Source organism: Arthrobacter sp. K41, assembly GCF_059089645.1.
Genome location: NZ_JBNHEW010000001.1, coordinates 1 through 13,067, shown reverse-complemented (window position 1 = coordinate 13,067; position 13,067 = coordinate 1). Strand labels below are relative to the sequence as shown.

Annotated in this window: 11 protein-coding genes and 2 rRNA genes; 1 reads left to right on the top strand and 12 read right to left on the bottom strand. The window is 65.4% G+C overall.

The features are described from left to right. The first annotated feature begins 41 nt into the window (after positions 1-41). Positions 42-1,181 (top strand): bifunctional 2-methylcitrate synthase/citrate synthase, encoded by a 1,140-nt coding sequence (locus AC5RTE_RS00065; protein ID WP_494039389.1) that lies wholly within the window; start codon positions 42-44, stop codon positions 1,179-1,181. Between the two features lie 75 nt (positions 1,182-1,256). On the opposite strand, the gene AC5RTE_RS00060 is transcribed toward AC5RTE_RS00065, so the two are convergent. The 12 genes from AC5RTE_RS00060 to AC5RTE_RS00005 form a co-directional block, all read right to left on the bottom strand. Continuing rightward, positions 1,257-1,739 (bottom strand): 8-oxo-dGTP diphosphatase, encoded by a 483-nt coding sequence (locus AC5RTE_RS00060; protein WP_494039388.1) that lies wholly within the window; start codon positions 1,737-1,739, stop codon positions 1,257-1,259. 2 nt (positions 1,740-1,741) lie between these two features. Further along, positions 1,742-2,770: a site-specific tyrosine recombinase XerD gene (gene xerD, locus AC5RTE_RS00055; RefSeq protein WP_494039387.1), complete on the bottom strand. Its 1,029-nt coding sequence runs from the start codon at positions 2,768-2,770 to the stop codon at positions 1,742-1,744. After that, positions 2,770-3,429 (bottom strand): NUDIX domain-containing protein, encoded by a 660-nt coding sequence (locus tag AC5RTE_RS00050; protein WP_494039386.1) that lies wholly within the window; start codon positions 3,427-3,429, stop codon positions 2,770-2,772. Before AC5RTE_RS00050 ends, xerD begins: the two co-directional genes overlap by 1 nt. A 26-nt stretch (positions 3,430-3,455) precedes the next feature. Then, positions 3,456-5,225 carry a CTP synthase gene (pyrG, locus tag AC5RTE_RS00045; protein WP_494039385.1) on the bottom strand — a complete coding sequence of 590 codons (1,770 nt, stop codon included), beginning with the start codon at positions 5,223-5,225 and terminating at the stop codon, positions 3,456-3,458. Positions 5,226-5,338: 113 nt separating this feature from the next. Then, on the bottom strand, positions 5,339-7,078 hold the full coding sequence (gene recN, locus AC5RTE_RS00040) for a DNA repair protein RecN (RefSeq protein ID WP_494039384.1): 1,740 nt from the start codon (positions 7,076-7,078) through the stop codon (positions 5,339-5,341). Between the two features lie 3 nt (positions 7,079-7,081). After that, positions 7,082-8,107 (bottom strand): NAD kinase, encoded by a 1,026-nt coding sequence (locus AC5RTE_RS00035; RefSeq protein WP_494039383.1) that lies wholly within the window; start codon positions 8,105-8,107, stop codon positions 7,082-7,084. 13 nt (positions 8,108-8,120) lie between these two features. Next, positions 8,121-8,936: a TlyA family RNA methyltransferase gene (locus tag AC5RTE_RS00030; protein ID WP_494039382.1), complete on the bottom strand. Its 816-nt coding sequence runs from the start codon at positions 8,934-8,936 to the stop codon at positions 8,121-8,123. Then, entirely contained in the window at positions 8,936-9,187 is a 252-nt protein-coding gene (locus AC5RTE_RS00025; protein WP_494039381.1) for a hypothetical protein, read from the bottom strand. Before AC5RTE_RS00025 ends, AC5RTE_RS00030 begins: the two co-directional genes overlap by 1 nt. 9 nt (positions 9,188-9,196) lie before the next feature. Beyond that, positions 9,197-10,186: an HAD-IIA family hydrolase gene (locus tag AC5RTE_RS00020; RefSeq protein WP_494039380.1), complete on the bottom strand. Its 990-nt coding sequence runs from the start codon at positions 10,184-10,186 to the stop codon at positions 9,197-9,199. Between the two features lie 6 nt (positions 10,187-10,192). Next, positions 10,193-12,049, bottom strand: a complete 1,857-nt coding sequence (locus tag AC5RTE_RS00015) for a tetratricopeptide repeat protein (protein WP_494039379.1) — start codon at positions 12,047-12,049, stop codon at positions 10,193-10,195. 494 nt (positions 12,050-12,543) lie between these two features. Beyond that, positions 12,544-12,660: ribosomal RNA gene (rrf, locus tag AC5RTE_RS00010) — 5S ribosomal RNA — on the bottom strand. Between the two features lie 199 nt (positions 12,661-12,859). Continuing rightward, a 23S ribosomal RNA gene (locus AC5RTE_RS00005) occupies positions 12,860-13,067 on the bottom strand; the annotation flags it as partial.

Sequence of the window (13,067 nt, the reverse complement as noted above, 5' to 3'; positions counted from 1 at the left end):
CGGTCCGGCACAACAGGCGACAGGAACGAAGGAGTTTCAGCATGGCTGAAGAGGACATCAAAAAAGGTCTTGCCGGCGTCGTGGTGGATTACACGTCCGTCTCAAAGGTCAACCCGGACACCAATTCCCTGCTCTACAGGGGGTACCCGGTCCAGGAGCTTGCCGCAAGGTGCAGCTTCGAGGAAGTGGCCTACCTGCTGTGGAATGGTGAGCTGCCCGACCGGCAGCATCTGGCAGAGTTCACTGCCCGGGAGCGGGCGGGCCGCGACCTGGACCCGGTGGTCAAGCAGGTTATCGACGCGCTGCCAGAGAGCTCCCATCCGATGGATGTCTGCCGGACCGCCGCCTCGGTGATGGGGGCCCGGCATCCCCTCGCTGAGGACTCCTCCCGCGAGGCCAACATGGCCAAAGCCATCGACCTGTTCTCGGCCATGCCGGCGGTGGTGGCCTACGACCAGCGCCGCCGCCACGGGCACGGTCTCATCGAACCCCGTGAAGACCTCGGCTATTCGGCGAATTTCCTGTGGATGACCTTCGGCGAGGAACAGGTGCCGGAGGTGGTGGAGGCCTTCAACGTCTCAATGATCCTCTACGCCGAGCACTCCTTCAATGCCTCGACCTTCACAGCCAGGGTGATCACCTCCACGCTCGCGGATCTGCACTCGGCGGTGACGGGAGCCATCGGTGCTTTAAAGGGGCCATTGCACGGCGGCGCCAACGAGGCCGTGATGCACACCTTCGACGAGATCGGCATCCGGCCGCAGGAATCCCTGGAGGAAGCGGCGGCCCGCGCCAAGGCATGGATGGAAGACGCGCTGGCCCAGAAAAAGAAAGTCATGGGCTTCGGTCACCGCGTCTACAAGCATGGTGACTCACGGGTTCCCACCATGAAGGCCGCCCTGGACAAAATGATCGCCCACTACGGCCGCCCTGAGCTGCTGGGGCTCTACAACGGGCTGGAGTCAGCCATGGACGAGGCGAAGGGCATCAAGCCAAATCTCGATTATCCGGCCGGCCCCACCTACCACCTCATGGGCTTCGATACCCCCACCTTCACTCCCCTGTTTGTGGCCAGCCGCATTACCGGGTGGACCGCGCACATCATGGAGCAGCTGGAGGCCAACTCCCTGATCCGGCCGCTGAGCGAATACGTGGGGCCCGAGGAGCGGCACCTGCCTTAGGCGCCTCATCGGCCAAGGTACGACGGCGGCCCGGTCACCTCCCGGTGGCCGGGCCGCGGTATGTTGCTCATTGCCTTAAAAGAGGAGGCTTTCCGAGGAGGCGACGGCTTCGTTGTCGTTGTCCATGGTGACCACGATGTTCACCCTGCCGCCTTCGAGAACCACCGGCAGCCAGTGGCCGGCGTCCTGCCACATCCGGTCCACCGGCAGGGCAGCGGTGTCGAACCAGGCCGGAGCAATCTCATCGCTCTCGGTGGGCTCGCCTTCCCAGCGGACGGAGGTGAACAGCCGCGTGTCCATGTCCCACTCGGGTTTGGCAGGAAACACGAAGCGCACGATGCCGGCGTCCCTCAGGTCACCGGGAAGGATTCCCACGTCGGCTTCCTCCCGAACCTCCCGGATGGCTGCTTCCGCATCAGTTTCCCCCGCTTCCACATGGCCGCCGATGCCGACGATCTTTCCACGCCCGAAGCCGGTCTTTTTCATCCCCAGCAGGACTTGGGAGGCGCCGTCCACCTCGCGGAGCAGGAAACACAGTGCTACTGCGGCAGCAGCCACGATCAGCCCAGTGCCCGCGGGTGTGCTGCGGCGTAAATCTCACGCAGGGTGTCCGCGGTGACCAGTGTGTAGACCTGGGTTGTGGTCACGGACGCGTGCCCCAGCAGCTCCTGGACCACGCGCACGTCCGCGCCGCCTTCGAGCAGGTGTGTGGCGAAGGAGTGCCGGAGGGTGTGCGGTGAGACGTCCCTGGTGATGTTGGCCTTCTCCGCGGCAGCCTTCAGGATGGTCCAGGCACTCTGGCGGCTGATGCGGCCGCCGCGGGCGTTAAGGAACAACGCCGGCGTTCCCTTTCCCTTCGCGGCCAGCAGCGGGCGGCCGCGGACCAGGTAGGAATCGAGGGCACGGGCGCCGTAGGAACCCAGCGGTACCAGCCGTTCCTTGGAGCCTTTTCCGAACAGCCGTACGATGGCCGGCCCCGTCTCCGGCTCCTGCAGGGAGATGTCATCCACGTCCAGCCCCACCGCCTCGCTGATGCGGGCGCCGGTGGAGTACAGGAATTCCAAGAGTGCGCGGTCGCGGAGCCCGGTGGCAGTGTCGGTTCCGGCCGCCTCCAGGATCCTGGTGACCTCGTCCACGCTGATGGCTTTTGGCAAGCGCTTCCCGGGCATAGGCGGGTGTACATCACTGGCGGGGTCCGTGGTGGTGAACCCTTCCAGGGCCCAATACTTGTGCAGCCCCCTGACGGCCACCACTGTCCTGGCGGCGGAGCGCACGCCGAGGGCGGACCCGCCGTCGGACCCGTCCGTGAGGGCGCGCACGAAGCCTGTCACATGGTGGCGGGTGATGTCGTCGGGGCGGCTGCAGCCGGCTGCGGCCAGGTGCCGGGAGTACCGGGCCAAGTCCCTGCGGTAGGCCGCCAGCGTGTTGGCTGCAACGCCCCGTTCAACGCCCATGTGCTGCAGGTAGTCCGTGATGCCGCGGTCAATGGCCGATGGCGGGGCAACTGGCCGCGCGGCGTCACTGACGTGTCCGGGAGCTTCCTGAACCGGTGCAGCAGGAGCCAGCTCAGCAGAGGGACCAGGGACCATCAGCGCTGGCTGGGGTGCGCGGGCCAGGGCGCGTCCGCGGGGCGGAGAGTGGCATATCCCTCAGCGCGGGCCGCTGCAGCGGCGAGAATCCCGACGACGGCGGACGGGTTGTGGAGCCGGCCGGCCAGAACGGACTGCACGGCGTCGTCAAGGGCGATCCAGTGAAACTCGATCTCGGCTTCCTCGTCCGTACGCAAATGGCGCTCATGGTCCGGGACGTAGGTGAGGTTTCGGGCCAGGTAAATTCGAATGGCCTCGCTCGAGGAACCGGGTGAGTTGAAGAAGTCGGCCAGGACATTCCAGGTGCCGGCAGCGAGATCTGCCTCTTCGGCGAGCTCGCGGGCGGCGCCCACCACGAAGTCCTCACCTTCGATGTCAAGCAGCCCGGCGGGAATCTCCCAGAGGTCCATACCCACCGGGTGCCGGTACTGCTTCAGAAGGAGGATCTCGCCGTCGTCGTTCATGGGCAGGACGGCCACGGCGCCGGGGTGTTCAATGTAGTCCCGGGTGAGGGCCTCACCCGTTTCCTGCAGCAGGAAGGTGTCACTGACCACGTCCCAGATCCGGCCTTCGTAAACCTTTTCCGTAGACAAAAGACGGCGCGGGCTCGGTGCATCCGAAACCTGGACTACATGGGTGGCTTCAGGTGTACCGGGCATCGCGCCGTCCTTTTGTCGTGCGGGAACTACTTAGCGGCTACCGTACCGGACTGCTCGGCCTCCGGAGCAACAGCACCAAGGCCGGCGGCCGTGTCGGCGCCCTCCTGGTGGTCCAGGGCTGCCTTCACAAGCCCGGCAAACAGCGGGTGCGGACGCGTGGGGCGCGAGCTCAGCTCAGGGTGCGCCTGGGTGGCCACGTAGTACGGGTGGACGTCGGCGGGGAGCTCGACGAACTCCACCAGCTTGCCGTCCGGCGACGTGCCGGAGAAGACGAGCCCCTCGGCTGCGATCTGCTCACGGTACTTGTTGTTCACCTCGTAGCGGTGGCGGTGGCGTTCGCTGACGGTGGTCTTGCCGTATGTCCCGGCGATCACCGAGCCGGCATCAAGCTTGGCTTCGTAGAGGCCCAGGCGCATGGTGCCGCCGAGGTCGCCGCCGCCTTCAACAAACTCCAGCTGCTCTTCCATCGTGGCGATGACGGGGTACTTGGAGTCCGGCTCGAACTCGCTGGAGGAAGCCCCCTCCAGCCCCACAACGTTGCGGGCGTACTCGATGACCATGCACTGCAGGCCCAGGCAGAGTCCCAGCACGGGAAGCTTGGTTTCGCGGGCAAACTTGAGGGCGCCGAGCTTGCCCTCCAGGCCGCGGATGCCGAAGCCGCCAGGGACGCAGATGGCGTTGACCCCGTCCAGGGCCTGGATGGCACCTTCACGGGTTTCACACTCGTCGGAGGGGACCCAGCGGATCTTGACCTTGGCATCATTGGCGAAGCCGCCGGCGCGCAGTGCCTCAGTGACGGACAGGTAGGCGTCCGGGAGGTCGATGTACTTGCCCACCAGTGCGATTTCAACGTGGTGCTTGGGGTTGTGGACGGCCTCAAGCAGCTTGTCCCAACTGGTCCAGTCGACGTCCTTGAACGGCAGGTCCAGGGCACGCACAATGTACGAATCCAGGCCCTGGCTGTGCAGGGTCTTGGGGATGTCGTAGATGCTGGGGGCATCTGCGGCGTTCACCACGGCGTCGATGTCGACGTCGCACATCCGGCCGATTTTTTCGCGCATGGCGTCCGGCACTTCGCGGTCTGAGCGGATAACGATCGCTTCGGGCTGAATGCCGATGGAGCGCAGCGCCGCCACGGAATGCTGGGTGGGCTTGGTCTTCAGTTCCTGGGAGGGCCCAATGTACGGCACCAGGGACACGTGCAGGAAGAAAACGTTGGTGCGGCCGATGTCCTGGCGGACCTGGCGGGCCGATTCGAGGAACGGCTGGGACTCGATGTCGCCAACGGTCCCGCCGATTTCGGTGATAATGACGTCCGGGGCGTTCTTGCCTTCGGCGGGAAGGCGCATGCGGCGCTTGATCTCATCGGTGATGTGCGGAATGACCTGTACGGTGTCGCCGAGGTACTCACCGCGGCGTTCCTTCGCGATGACGGTGGAGTACACCTGACCGGTGGTTACGTTGGCCGAGCCCTCGAGGTTTTCGTCGAGGAAGCGCTCGTAGTGTCCGATGTCCAGGTCGGTCTCGGCGCCGTCGTCAGTGACGAAGACTTCGCCGTGCTGGAAGGGGTTCATCGTGCCCGGATCCACGTTCAGGTAGGGATCGAGCTTCTGCATAGTTACAGACAGGCCGCGTGCCCGCAGCAGATGACCGAGGCTTGATGCCGTCAGTCCCTTACCGAGCGAGGACGCCACACCACCGGTTACGAAGATGTGTTTGGTCGTCTTGGACGAGCCCGGGAACCGGGAATTTACACGGGAATTTGATCGCTGCACCACGGAATTCGAGCCTATCATCAAATGAGCCTTCCACGGGTCCGGTAATTGTTCCCCAAATGATCCATGCTGCGGCTCCCGAGTTACGGCAGGCAAGGGGCCCACCGGGCCGGCCGTCCGTGGCCGGCGACGGGTCAGGCCTGCTGTGGCAGCAGTTTGGCGTCGTCCAGCAGCTCCTGCGCATGTGCCTGCGCTGACTCCGAGTCCTCCTGGCCGGCCAGCATCCGGGCCAGTTCGCGCACCCGTTCCGGGCCGTCGAGGAGTCGGACATCACTTGAGGTGAAACCGGTGGCTGTCTTGCCGTCCGCTCCCCTCACGGAGGTTTTGGTGACGGTAATGTGCTGATCCGCGAAGGCGGCCACCTGCGGCAGGTGGGTGACCACCAGCACCTGCACGTGGCGTGCCAGCATGGCCAGACGGCGGCCGATCTCGACGGCGGCCCGTCCGCCCACTCCGGCGTCCACTTCGTCGAAGACAAACGTGGGAACCGGGTCGACGGCGGCCAGCACCACCTCGATGGCCAGCATGACGCGCGACAGCTCACCGCCGGACGCCCCCTTGCCCAGCGGCCTGGCGGGAGCTCCAGAGTGCGGCTGCAGCAGGAAACTGATTTCGTCCGCGCCATGCGGTCCCGGCTGGCCGGTGCCCTCAAGGTTGATCACCAATGTGGCATCGGCCATGGCCAGGGCCTTCAGTTCAGCGCTGACGAGGGATGAAAGCTCCTTGGCCGCTTTGGTCCTGATTTTAGTGATGGCCGCCGCCTGCTTCTGCAGGTCCGCCCCGGCCCTGGTTACCTCGGCGTCCAAAGATTCGATCCGGGTTGAATCGTCCTGCAGCTCTTCGAAGCGCACCCGGGCATTGTTAGCCCATTTGAGGACTTCGTCGACGGAGGGCGCGTACTTGCGGATCAGCTTGGCCAGGACGGCGCGCCGGTCCTCGATCTCGGCGAGCCGTTCAGGTCCTTCGCTGTCCAGCCCGGCTTGGTAGCTGGCCAGTTCGGTGGCGATATCGTTCAGCAGGAACCCCACCTCAGCCAGCCGGGCTGCTGCGGAACCGAGCTCGGCATCGTGCTCAGCCACGTGCTCCAGGGTGCGTTTGGCGGCATCCACCAAGGTTGTTGCGTCGCCTGCTTCGCCAAAGTCCTCGGCGATCAGGGCCTGGTGGGCGGTGCTCGCCGCAATCCGCAGTTCCTCGACGTTGGCGAGCTTGACTGCCTCTGCTTTGAGGAGTTCGTCCTCCCCCGGCTGCGGGTCCACGTCGTCAATCTCAGCCAGTGCCGCCTCCAGGGACTCGGCTTCCCGGAGCCGGTCCCGGGCGGCGCTGCGGAGCGAGTCCAGCTCTGCCTGGATTGACTTCCAGTGGCTGTAAAGGTCCTGGTAGGCGCCCAGCGGACCGGCCAACGATTCGCCCGCGAACTTATCCAGCGCCCCGCGCTGCGCTGCCGCGCCTTTGAGCCGGATCTGGTCCGACTGGCCGTGGACCACAACAAGCGTTTCGCCGATCTCGGCGAGGACACCCACCGGTGCGGCACGCCCGCCCAGGAAAGCACGGCTGCGGCCATCTGAGCCAAGCCGGCGCGCGAGGATCAGCTCAGCGCCGCCGTCGAACTCTTCCGCTTCGGCACCTGCGTCGAGGGCGCGCGCAATGGCGGGGTGGCCGGAATCGAGCTTAATCACGGCCTCTGCAGTTGCGCTCTTGGCACCGCTGCGGACGGCGCCGGCGTCCGCTCGGGCTCCCAGGAGAAGGCCGACGGCGGTGACCACCATGGTTTTTCCGGCACCGGTTTCGCCGGTGACCACGCTGAGCCCGGGGCCCAGCGGCAGAGTTGCGTCAGTAATGACGCCCAGATCGCGGATTCTCAGTTCTTCAAGCATGGTTCACTTTGCGGTTGAGGGATCGGGATCGGCGTCCGGCTGCCCGCTGCCGGCCACCTGGAGCGGCGGCATGGGCCGGGGTGTCCGGACGATGGGAATGGGGCCCGTGTGGATGGATTCGGCTTTGGGAACAGGTCCCCGCCAGCCGTGGATGGGCAGTTCGAACTTCCGCACCAGCCGCGCCGAGAACGGGGTCTGATGGGTCCGCGCCAGCCGCACAGGAGTTGCTGACTTCGTCACTTCCACCCGGGCGCCCGGCGGCAGATCCACGGAGCGCCGGCCGTCACACCAGAGGACGCCCTGGGCATCTGTGCGGCCGAGGACTTCGACAGCGAGGCGTGAGCGGGGCGAGACCACCAGCGGCTTGGCAAAGAGTGCGTGCGCGCTGATGGGGACAATGACGAGTGCCTCCACCTCCGGCCACACCACAGGACCGCCCGCTGAAAATGCGTAGGCCGTTGATCCCGTGGGAGTGGCCACAACGATGCCGTCACAGCCGAAGGAGGTGAGCGGACGCTGGTCCACCTCGGTAACCACCTCGAGCATGCGTTCGCGGTTGGCCTTCTCGATTGCGGCCTCATTCAAGGCCCAGGTGTGCCAGATCTTCTGTCCCCGGACCCACACCTGGACGTCAATGGTCATGCGCTCTTCCACCGTGTATTCGCGGCTGGCGATCCATTCGACGGTTTGGGCCAGGTCCGCCCGTTCGCTTTCGGCGAGGAAGCCCACGTGGCCGAGGTTGACGCCGAGCAGCGGCACGTCCACTTCCCGGACCAGTTCGGCCGCGCGCAGGATCGTTCCGTCCCCGCCGAGGACCATCACCAGTTCAACGTCGGGGAGCTGGACGTGGTCGTGGAGCACCTCCACGGGCTGGGCGAGGTGTCCGAAGAACCTTTCCATGTCATCCAGCTCTGATTCCTGCATGACCGGGACTATGCCCGAGGCGTGAAGCTGGGCGCAGGCCTCCCAGGCGGCCTTCAAAGATTCCTCACGGCCGGTGTGGGCGAGGACCAGTACACGCCTGCTCATCAGGTTCCGCTTTCTAGTGGTTGTGCCAGATACGTCCGAGCAAGGCAGCGGTGGCTGCGTCTCGCTCTTCGATCTTAGGCAACTCTTGGTTGATCCTGCGCTTTATCCACAGGAAGTATTCAACGTTTCCGTCCTGGCCGGGCAGCGGGCTCTGGGCAAGGCCGGCGAGCTCCAGTCCCGCCTCCTGCGCTGCCCGGGCCACTTTCCCCACCGCCATCCGGCGTTCCCGTTCAGAGGTGACTACCCCGGTGCGGCCCAGGCGGTCCTTGCCGATCTCGAATTGCGGCTTCACCATCAGCACCAGGTCACCGCCCGGCTCGGTGCAATCCGCCAGCGGCTGCACTACCAGGGTCAGGGAAATAAAGGACAGGTCAGCCACGGTCAGCGAAGCCGCGCCGCCTATGTCCTGCGGCTTCATGTAGCGGACGTTGAGTCCCTCGTGGACTTCCACGCGCGGATCGTCCCGCAGCTGAGGGACCAGCTGGCCATGCCCGACGTCGACCGCCACCACCCGCGAGGCGCCGCGCCGGAGCAGCACATCAGTGAAGCCGCCGGTGGAGGCGCCGGCGTCAAGGCACCTTTTCCCGGCGGGAGAAACTTCGGGAAAGGCATCGAGGGCCCCTGCCAGTTTGTGCCCGGCGCGGCTCACGTAGCTGTCCTGCCCGTCGTGCCGGACCACGAGGTCTTTGTCCTCGGGAACCTGGAGTGATGCCTTGCCGAGCACTTGGCCCGACGAGCTTACTTTTCCTTCAGCTATCAGCATGGCGGCATGGGTGCGGGACCGGGCAAGGCCGCGCGCAACCAACGCCTGGTCAAGGCGCAGCGGCATCAGGCGCCGTCCGAATTCCTGATCCGGGCGCGGTGGTGCTCCGCCGGATCGGCGTCCAGGGCGGCGCGCAGTTCATCATGGAGTTCGCTGTAAACCGCTTCATGCTCCGCCACCGGTGTCCGGCGCAGAGCGTATAGGCGGCCGAGGGACTGTTGGACCAGAGGGTCCGCCACCTCGGCCTGGCCGGCTTGCGGCCAGTCCGGGGAGGGCTGGGCTGCTGTTGGATGGTCGGGTTGGCTCAGCACAGTCATGCAACCAGCCTAGTGATCCATCCACACAAGCTTCGGCGCCTGGGGCGTCGAAGCGTCCGGTGTCGCTGCCCACCACGCGGCGCACGCCGCACGCCACGAATCGAGGTTGTCCTGGGCGCCAATGATGCCGACGGCGCCGTTTGCCACACGTGCGGATGTCCCGCCACAGGTGTAGGTACCGTCGGCTTCCGTGACTGCCGGGTACGGGCGGTGCAGGCCGGCCAGGGAACTGATGATGTATTTAGGGCGTTCAGCAGAGCGGGCGGCCAGGATGGTCTGCCGGGTGTCGACGCCGGTAAGGACCGCCACGGTGGCGAAACCTGCGTTGTTGCCGCCCAGGATATCGGTGTCCAGCCTGTCGCCGACCACCAGGGGACGCTCAGCGGCAAGCCGCTTTGCGGCGGAGTGGAAAAGCGGCGCCTCAGGTTTGCCGGCGACGCGGGGTGTTTGGCCTGTGGCAGCGGTGACAGCAGCGACAAGGGTGCCGTTTCCGGGTGCGATGCCGCGGGCCTGCGGCACGGTCATGTCAGTGTTGGTGGCCACCCAGATCGCGCCGGCAGATACCACGTAGGCTGCCTCAGCGAGTTCCTTCCAGCCGATGGCCGGGTTGAAGCCCTGGACCACCGCCACAGGGTCCTCCTCCTGGCCATACACGGGAACCAGGCCAACCAGGTCGATTTCGTGTGCCAGGGCAGGGCTTCCCGTGATAAGCACCTTGGAACCTGGGGGCAGCTCAGAGGCCAGCAACTCGGCAGCAGCCTGGGATGAGCTCACCACCTGGTCGTCATCAGCGGGCGCACCGAGCTCCCGGAGATGCGCTGCGACATCGGCAGGACGGCGCGAGGCGTTGTTCGTCACATAGCCCAGGCTTACTCCCAAGCCCGCCAGCTGCTGGAGAGATTCCACCGCATCCGGGATGGCGTGCGGTCCTGCATAGACCACGCCGTCCAGGTCTGCGAGCAGTGCATCGAACCGGGAAATCAGAGTCGCTTCTGTCATTGGCCTTTAGTCTTCCCGGCGATCCTGGTGATCCTGCTGATCTTCAGGAGCGTTGCCGGCGGGCAGTTCCTCTCCGTCGTGGTCCAGTTCATCGGTTTCGACCGAGTCCTCGTCAGATTCGGCGTCGTCGGAAACGAAGTAGTCCGGTTCCTCGTCATCGATGCTGGCGTCGACGGCGTGGCCTGCTCCGGATGCCTCTTCTGGGACGGCTTCAGATATTGCGGCTGCGCCGGTTGTTGCACGCGTGTCAGCGGGAGCAGCTGAAGCCGAAGCGGAAGAGGCGCGGTCCAGCAAGCGCCGGCGTTCTGCTTCCTCGCGGGCTTCCTCCTGCTCGTCCCAGCCCAGGTCGATAATGTCGGGTTCTTCGTCAACGCCCAGGCCGAGGGCGTTCTCCGCCACCACCGCCTGCTTCTGCCACTTCTCCGCCTCGGCGGTACGGCCCACTGCGGCGAGTGCGTCCGCGTAAGCGCGGAAGAGGCGGGGGCTGTAGGAGAACGCACGGTTGATGTCCAGCTGCGGGATCTCCAGTTCGGCCACGGCGGCGTCGAGCTGGCCGAGGTCGGTACGCGCGCCGGCAGCCACGATGGCGAGCTCGGCCTTGCCGGGAGCGTCGAGGTCCTGGGCTTCCTCGGACCGTACTACGTCCAGCGCACGGTCCGGACGCCCGAGGCCGCGTTCGCAGTCAGCCATCACCGGCAGATGTACGTTGGAGCCGCTGATCCGGCGGTAGGTCCGGAATTCCCGAAGCGCCTCGCCGTAGTGGCCGGCAGCATAGGCCGTAAGTCCAACAGCTTCGCGGACAGCAGCGAGCCTTCCACCGCGCCGGCTGGCAGCAAGGGCGTGCTGGAACGCCAGTTCCGGCTCGTCGTCAATCAAGCGGCCGGCCATCACCAGGTGGCGGGCAACCCACTCCGCGCTGGCGGCCTCGAGAGTCTTGATCTGGTGCTGCGTGGCCCGGTCCAGCTCTTTCCCGGTAACATCGTCGTCAATCTGGGGAGACCGTTCGCGATCCGGACGGTTGGCGCTTCGGAGGTCGCGCAGGTTGGGAACGCGGGCAGGACGCTCTTCCTGGCGGTCCCGGCCAAAGGTGCGGGGTCCGGCGTCGCGGTCAAAGCTCCGGGGTCCGGCGTCGCGGTCAAAGCTCCGGGGCGCACGGTCCTGGCGGTCGCCGCGGCCCGGACGGTCACTCCGGTCGCCGAAAGGCTTCCGGTTCTCTCCCCCGCCAAAACTCCGGCGGTCGCCCTCACCGTCACGGCGCGGACGGTCACCAAAGGAGCGGTTTTCGCGATCACCAAAGGGTTTGCGGTCGCGGTCACCGTAAGGCTTGCGGTCACGGTCACCGGCTCCAAAGCTACGGCGCTCACCCTCACCCTCACGACGCGGACGGTCACCAAAAGGCTTCTTGTCCCGGTCACCGTAAGGCTTGCGGTCACGGTCACCGAACGGTTTGCGCTCACCACCGGAGAAACCCCGGCGTTCTCCCTCGCCATCGCGGCGCGGACGGTCCCCGGAGGGTTTGCGGTCACGGTCACCGGCTCCAAAGCTACGGCGCTCGCCCTCACCCTCACGACGCGGACGGTCACCAAAAGGCTTCTTGTCCCGGTCACCGTAAGGCTTGCGCTCTCCGCCGCCAAAACTGCGACGGTCGCCCTCGCCGTCACGGCGCGGACGGTCACCAAAAGGCTTCTTGTCCCGGTCACCGTAAGGCTTGCGCTCTCCGCCGCCGGCTGGCCGGCCCGGGGAATCGTTGTTGTCCCGGGTGGTCCGGGAACGGAATCCGCGGGGGTCACCGCCGGAATTGTTGTTGCCGCGGAACCCGCCGCGGTCCTGTCCGCCGCGGTTGCCGCCGTTGTGCTCAGCCATGTGGATTCCTCCTGTTGTGAGCCGACCACTGGCGCAACTGCAGCCGCTCGTATCCGTGTTTCGTTTTCCTACGCAACCCGAAATCAAGCGCTTCGAAGTCCGTACATCTGCATCAATTCTAGTGGAATCGCCCCGCCGGACAGGACAGAGCTCTCGCCTGGAAGCGCATCGTGGCAATGTTCACACCCTCTCCCACTTAACGCAGCTCCCAGCCCAACGCTCTCGCAGTTAAGGCAGCTCCCAGCCCAACGCTCTCGCACATTCTGCGGCGCGGAAGGTGGCCGGTCGGCAGCTGGGGCAACCTGGGCGGAAGGCAATTCCGACGCTGAGGGTGAAGGAGCGTCCGCCAGAAACGTGCAGAAAGTGAGAGAGGGTTTCGGCCGGGGGCTGGCATGAGGTGTGGTGCCGGCTTTGCTGGTGCTCGCCGGGGGTGGTGGTGTGGTTAAAGCAGTAGGGCCCTGACGTCGTTTGTCAGGGCCCTACTGGTAATTTATGTCCGGCGGTGACCTACTCTCCCACACCCTCCCGGGTGCAGTACCATCGGCGCTGTGGGTCTTAGCTTCCGGGTTCGGAATGGGACCGGGCGTTTCCCCCACGCTATGACCGCCGTAACCCTTGCCCCACCCGGTTAGGGGGTGGGAAATCTGTGGTTACAACTTGTGGTGTTGTTATTCAGTTGTGTTGTTCCCTGCAACAACGAACCGGTTTGGTTTGTTGTTCGGGAACCACATAGTGGACGCAAGCAGTCTTGTTATCTTTTTACCACCGCGGGGTGTGAACGTCTTTTGAATGCCGTTCACGCGGTGGTGTGTGGTGTAAGTTATCGGCCTATTAGTACCGGTCAGCTTCACGAGTCGTTAGTCCTCGCTTCCACATCCGGCCTATCAACCCAGTGGTCTGGCTGGGGGCCTCTCACACGCAATGGTGTATGGAAATCTCATCTTGAAGCGAGCTTCCCGCTTAGATGCTTTCAGCGGTTATCCCATCCGAACGTAGCTAATCAGCGGTGCACTTGGCA

What these genes read in the sequence shown, in the direction of transcription:
- xerD (WP_494039387.1), bottom strand. Translation starts at nt 2,770, where the DNA reads ATGGTCCCTGGTCCCTCTGCTGAGCTGGCTCCTGCTGCACCGGTTCAG.
- AC5RTE_RS00035 (WP_494039383.1), bottom strand. Translation starts at nt 8,107, where the DNA reads ATGAGCAGGCGTGTACTGGTCCTCGCCCACACCGGCCGTGAGGAATCT.
- AC5RTE_RS00025 (WP_494039381.1), bottom strand. Translation starts at nt 9,187, where the DNA reads ATGACTGTGCTGAGCCAACCCGACCATCCAACAGCAGCCCAGCCCTCC.
- recN (WP_494039384.1), bottom strand. Translation starts at nt 7,078, where the DNA reads ATGCTTGAAGAACTGAGAATCCGCGATCTGGGCGTCATTACTGACGCA.
- AC5RTE_RS00065 (WP_494039389.1), top strand. Translation starts at nt 42, where the DNA reads ATGGCTGAAGAGGACATCAAAAAAGGTCTTGCCGGCGTCGTGGTGGAT.
- pyrG (WP_494039385.1), bottom strand. Translation starts at nt 5,225, where the DNA reads ATGATAGGCTCGAATTCCGTGGTGCAGCGATCAAATTCCCGTGTAAAT.
- AC5RTE_RS00015 (WP_494039379.1), bottom strand. Translation starts at nt 12,049, where the DNA reads ATGGCTGAGCACAACGGCGGCAACCGCGGCGGACAGGACCGCGGCGGG.
- AC5RTE_RS00030 (WP_494039382.1), bottom strand. Translation starts at nt 8,936, where the DNA reads ATGCCGCTGCGCCTTGACCAGGCGTTGGTTGCGCGCGGCCTTGCCCGG.
- AC5RTE_RS00020 (WP_494039380.1), bottom strand. Translation starts at nt 10,186, where the DNA reads ATGACAGAAGCGACTCTGATTTCCCGGTTCGATGCACTGCTCGCAGAC.
- AC5RTE_RS00050 (WP_494039386.1), bottom strand. Translation starts at nt 3,429, where the DNA reads ATGCCCGGTACACCTGAAGCCACCCATGTAGTCCAGGTTTCGGATGCA.